A 3,891-nucleotide genomic window follows, 5' to 3' on the forward strand; every position below is an offset into this window, starting at 1 on the left:
CGGTTGTCTTCAAGAGTGCCTTCGCGCTCGTCGGCATGGGCGCTTATCTGGGCATCTACCTGGACCTTCCGATCACACTTACCGCAATCGTGCTGACGGTGGTGTTCAGCGTCATCAATATTGTCGGCGCAAAGGAAACGACCTGGCTACAGCGCATCCTTGTTTTTCTGCTGGTCGTCATTCTGACAGCGTTCGTGTTATTTGGGCTGGCAACCATTCGCGTCGAGAACCTCCTCAAGCCAAGTGACGGCTATGGGCCTCTCTTTTCGTCCGGATTTGTTGGCTTCGTTTCTACAATCGGCCTTGTTTTCGTTTCCTATGCTGGTCTGACCAAGGTTGCGAGCGTCGCTGAAGAAGTGGAGAATCCGGACCGGAATATTCCGCTCGGCATGATGCTATCACTGTTCACCGCCACGGCGATCTATACGTTCGGAACATATATTCTTGTTGCAGCGCTCGAGCCGGAGGCGCTGATGGAGAGCCTGACGCCCGTAGCGGATGGTGCGGCAGTCATTTTTGCCTGGATGCCTTACGACCTCGGTGTCATTCTGATCGTTGTCTCGGCGATCGCTGCTTTTGCGTCCACCGGAAACGCTGGCATCATGTCAGCCTCGCGATATCCGTTCGCTATGGCACGCGACAAATTACTTCCGTCTCCACTTGGTCAGATCAGCCGGTTTGGTACGCCGGGTCGAGCAGTTATCATGACATCGGTAGCCATGATTGTCGTCCTGCTCGTATTTGATGTTGCATCTGTCGCGAAACTGGCCAGCGCGTTCCAGCTGTTGCTGTTTGGCCTTGTCTGTCTTGCAGTGATTGTCATGCGCGAAGCCCGGATCGATGAGTACAAGCCCGGCTTCAGAACACCGCTTTACCCCTGGGTGCCCATCATCGGTATTCTCATCGCGTTCTGGCTCATTATTGAGATGGGTATCCTCGCAATCGGCTTTACCGGCACGGTCGTGATCGGCTGTGTGCTTTGGTACCATTTTTATGTGTCGGATACGCTGGGCAGGCGCGGGGCCATCTTTCATGTTCACGAGCGGCTTGGACAGCAACGCTATGAGGGAATTGAACACGAGCTGATGTCGATCATCCACGACCGGACAGAAGCAAGTAATCTTGCCTATGAAACGGTCGTTGCGAAGTCCGTTATGCTTGATCTTTCCAATGATGATTTTGATCTCGACCGGCTGGTCAAACTGATCGCTGACCACGCTGAGGATCGATTTGCTATTCCCGCAGACCTTATTCACGAAATCTGGGCGAGGAATCAGGCGGCTTTCCAGCCTCTGTGTCCTGGCGTCGCGATACAATATCTGACCGTTCAGGAAGTCTCGGACCCGGCTCTCTTTGTATTCCGTTTCAGGCCATCAGCCAAAAACAGCGTAGACGGTGCTCAAAATTATCACACCCTGATGTTCATGTTGTCGCCCACCCAGCCCGCTGGCCTCGATCTGCGCATTGTCGGTCATCTCGCAGAGGTCGCGCAAAGCGCTGGGTTTGCTCAGCGCTGGCTTGCGGCCAAGAACGAGAAGGAGCTCAACGAAATCCTGGTTCGAGATGACCATTTCCTGCATGCTCCCGCCGTGTCCATGCCGCTTGTGAACAGCCAGCTGGGATCTACGATTGAAGCCCTTGACCTGCCGGAGTCATGCCTCGTCATCATGATTGAACGGGGCAAGGACCTGATTATCGCTCAGCCTCAGGAGACGGTCAGGCCGGATGACATACTGACAATCATCGGTGAACCAAACCAGCTCAAGCTATTCTTCGACAAGTCCAGCTAGTGCACACCGCCTAGCCGCAGTCGATCGGTCGAACCACTGAAACGGCGAAGATGAAACCGGATAGCGCCAGTCGCTACAAATCGGGTTGGACACACCAGACTGCATCCGTTGTTTCCCGTCGGTTTTTCCCAAGTCAGCATCGAGGGCGCGTTGCCCTACGCCGGAGCTGACTTTCCCATGTCCCGTTGCGAATAAAGGTCCCGAATAAAGGTTCGTCCGGAGGCGAGGAAGAATAGCCCTGCCAACACAAAGAGGCCTGTTGCAACGACACACGCCCACTTTACCCCATGGGCGCGGGCCTCACGGCAGGATGCAATCAACTCCTCGGTCAGGCCAGGATCAGTCAGGCTGCAAGAGGCCGTGATCTGACCCGTCAGTCCAGCCGCGCCAATCCAGTTTGAGGACATTATATCGGCAACAATGCCCAGCGCTGGCGGCCCTGCACCGTAGCCAATGAGATTGACCACAAAGAGGAGTATGGCCACTGATGTGGCCCGAACTCTCAGGCTGACGACGGCCTGGGCGATATTGTACTGCGCGCCAAGGTAAAAGTACTGCAAGGTGCTGGCCGACATCAGCAGAATGAGCATCAGCGTACTGTTCCCGACGAGAAAGGCGGATGCATAAATCGGCGCGCAAATCAAAAAAGCGATTCCGGGCACCCATGTGGCTGCCGTGGCCGAGCTTCGTGAGGCTCTCTCGGTAAGATAACCACCAAGAAATGCGCCGAGCGTTCCGGCTAGGCCCACGGGCGCCATGAACATCAATGCCGTCTGAGCGGGCGTGTAACCGTGCGTGAATACGACGTGCTGTGGTTGCAGGCCAACCAGCGCGTACCCGGCAAACGCAGCAATCGTGGCGCCGGCCGTCATGATCCAGAAGGTGCGTTTGGACACGATTTCGCGCATGGCATCACGGAAGCTTGCACGCTCGACTTTCACAGTCCCCGCAGGGTCGGAATGACCGCGTGGCGGTTCCTTGACTGTCAGAAGGAAAACGATGCCGAGCAGGATTCCGGGCGCCCCAACGAAAATAAAGGCTTCCCGCCAGGTGAAATAGTCGAGGATGAAGCCGCCAAACACCTGCGCCAGCACGCCGCCCGCAGTGACACCCATAGCATAAATGCCGAGTGCTGTCGGGCGCGCACTTGGCGCATAGTAATCGCTTATCATGGAATTCGCTGGCGGCGTGCATCCCGCTTCGCCAACGCCCACCAGCATCCGTGCCAGCAACAGCGTCACGAAGCCCGTCGTGAATCCGCAAAGTACCGTGGCCAGCGACCAGAGGATAACGCACACGCCAATAATGAGCTTGCGGCTTACCCTTTCGGAGAGATTGGCGATCGGAATCCCGAGCAGCGTATAGAAGAGCGCAAATCCAATGCCCGAAAGCAGGCCGAACTGGAATTGTGAGAGCTGGAATTCATTGATGATCGGCACGCTGACGACGCTGATCAAAATGCGGTCGATGAAGTTGAATGTGTAGACCACAGTCAACGACATCAAAACGAAGGACCTGTAGCCAAATGTGCCGAAGCTCTTCCCGGCCGTGTCGTGCAGGCTTCCTGCAGCTTGCCCGGGCGCGTTAGAAACTGTGTCGCTCATACTTTTCATTGCCTCAAAAGGTGGGTCACAGGTCTCGCTTAAAACGAGCAGGACCCGCGCAAACGCATTTCCAAAGCGCCCCCGCCTTCATCCTGGCGTCACGATGGCTCAAGCCCCCGATAAGACGAAGGGCCTTGAAGCTAGAGTCCGCCAGTCCGCGTGAATAATACGAAATCCGAACAGCTTCGATAGCGAAAACCTATCGGAGTTATCGCCGCCATGGCCCGTACGATGCACCCTCGCGCGGTCGGCGCGCCTTAGACTTCGGGAGGTGGAACATTTTCAAAGGTTGGCTTTGACCCATTGTCCGGCTCAAGACCCCGCCATAGTCCGGGGACCGATCGGCAAGCCGACCGCCGGCCAGCTTGGCACTCGCCATCGGCATATGAGACAGCGCAAGATGCCTGCATTGCGAAACCCCTTGCCAGACGAGAGACTCGCGGCCATTATTACCGCCGGGAGACAAGTTATGATCGGTCAATCCGGCTTTGATCAAA

At 56.1% G+C, this 3,891-nt stretch carries 2 protein-coding genes; one reads left to right on the top strand and one right to left on the bottom strand.

All coding sequences use genetic code 11. The annotated features are described in order from the left end of the window. On the top strand, positions 1 to 1,790 hold a 1,790-nt coding region (locus WA989_RS18035; RefSeq protein ID WP_424341855.1), incomplete at its 5' end, for an amino acid permease. Between the two features lie 155 nt (positions 1,791 to 1,945). Here the strand turns inward: WA989_RS18035 and WA989_RS18040 are convergent. Continuing rightward, positions 1,946 to 3,394: a spinster family MFS transporter gene (locus WA989_RS18040; RefSeq protein ID WP_424341856.1), complete on the bottom strand. Its 1,449-nt coding sequence runs from the start codon at positions 3,392 to 3,394 to the stop codon at positions 1,946 to 1,948. Positions 3,395 to 3,891: the final 497 nt, after the last annotated feature.

The sequence above is a fragment of the Henriciella sp. genome (genome assembly GCF_049649345.1).
Classification (GTDB): domain Bacteria; phylum Pseudomonadota; class Alphaproteobacteria; order Caulobacterales; family Hyphomonadaceae; genus Henriciella.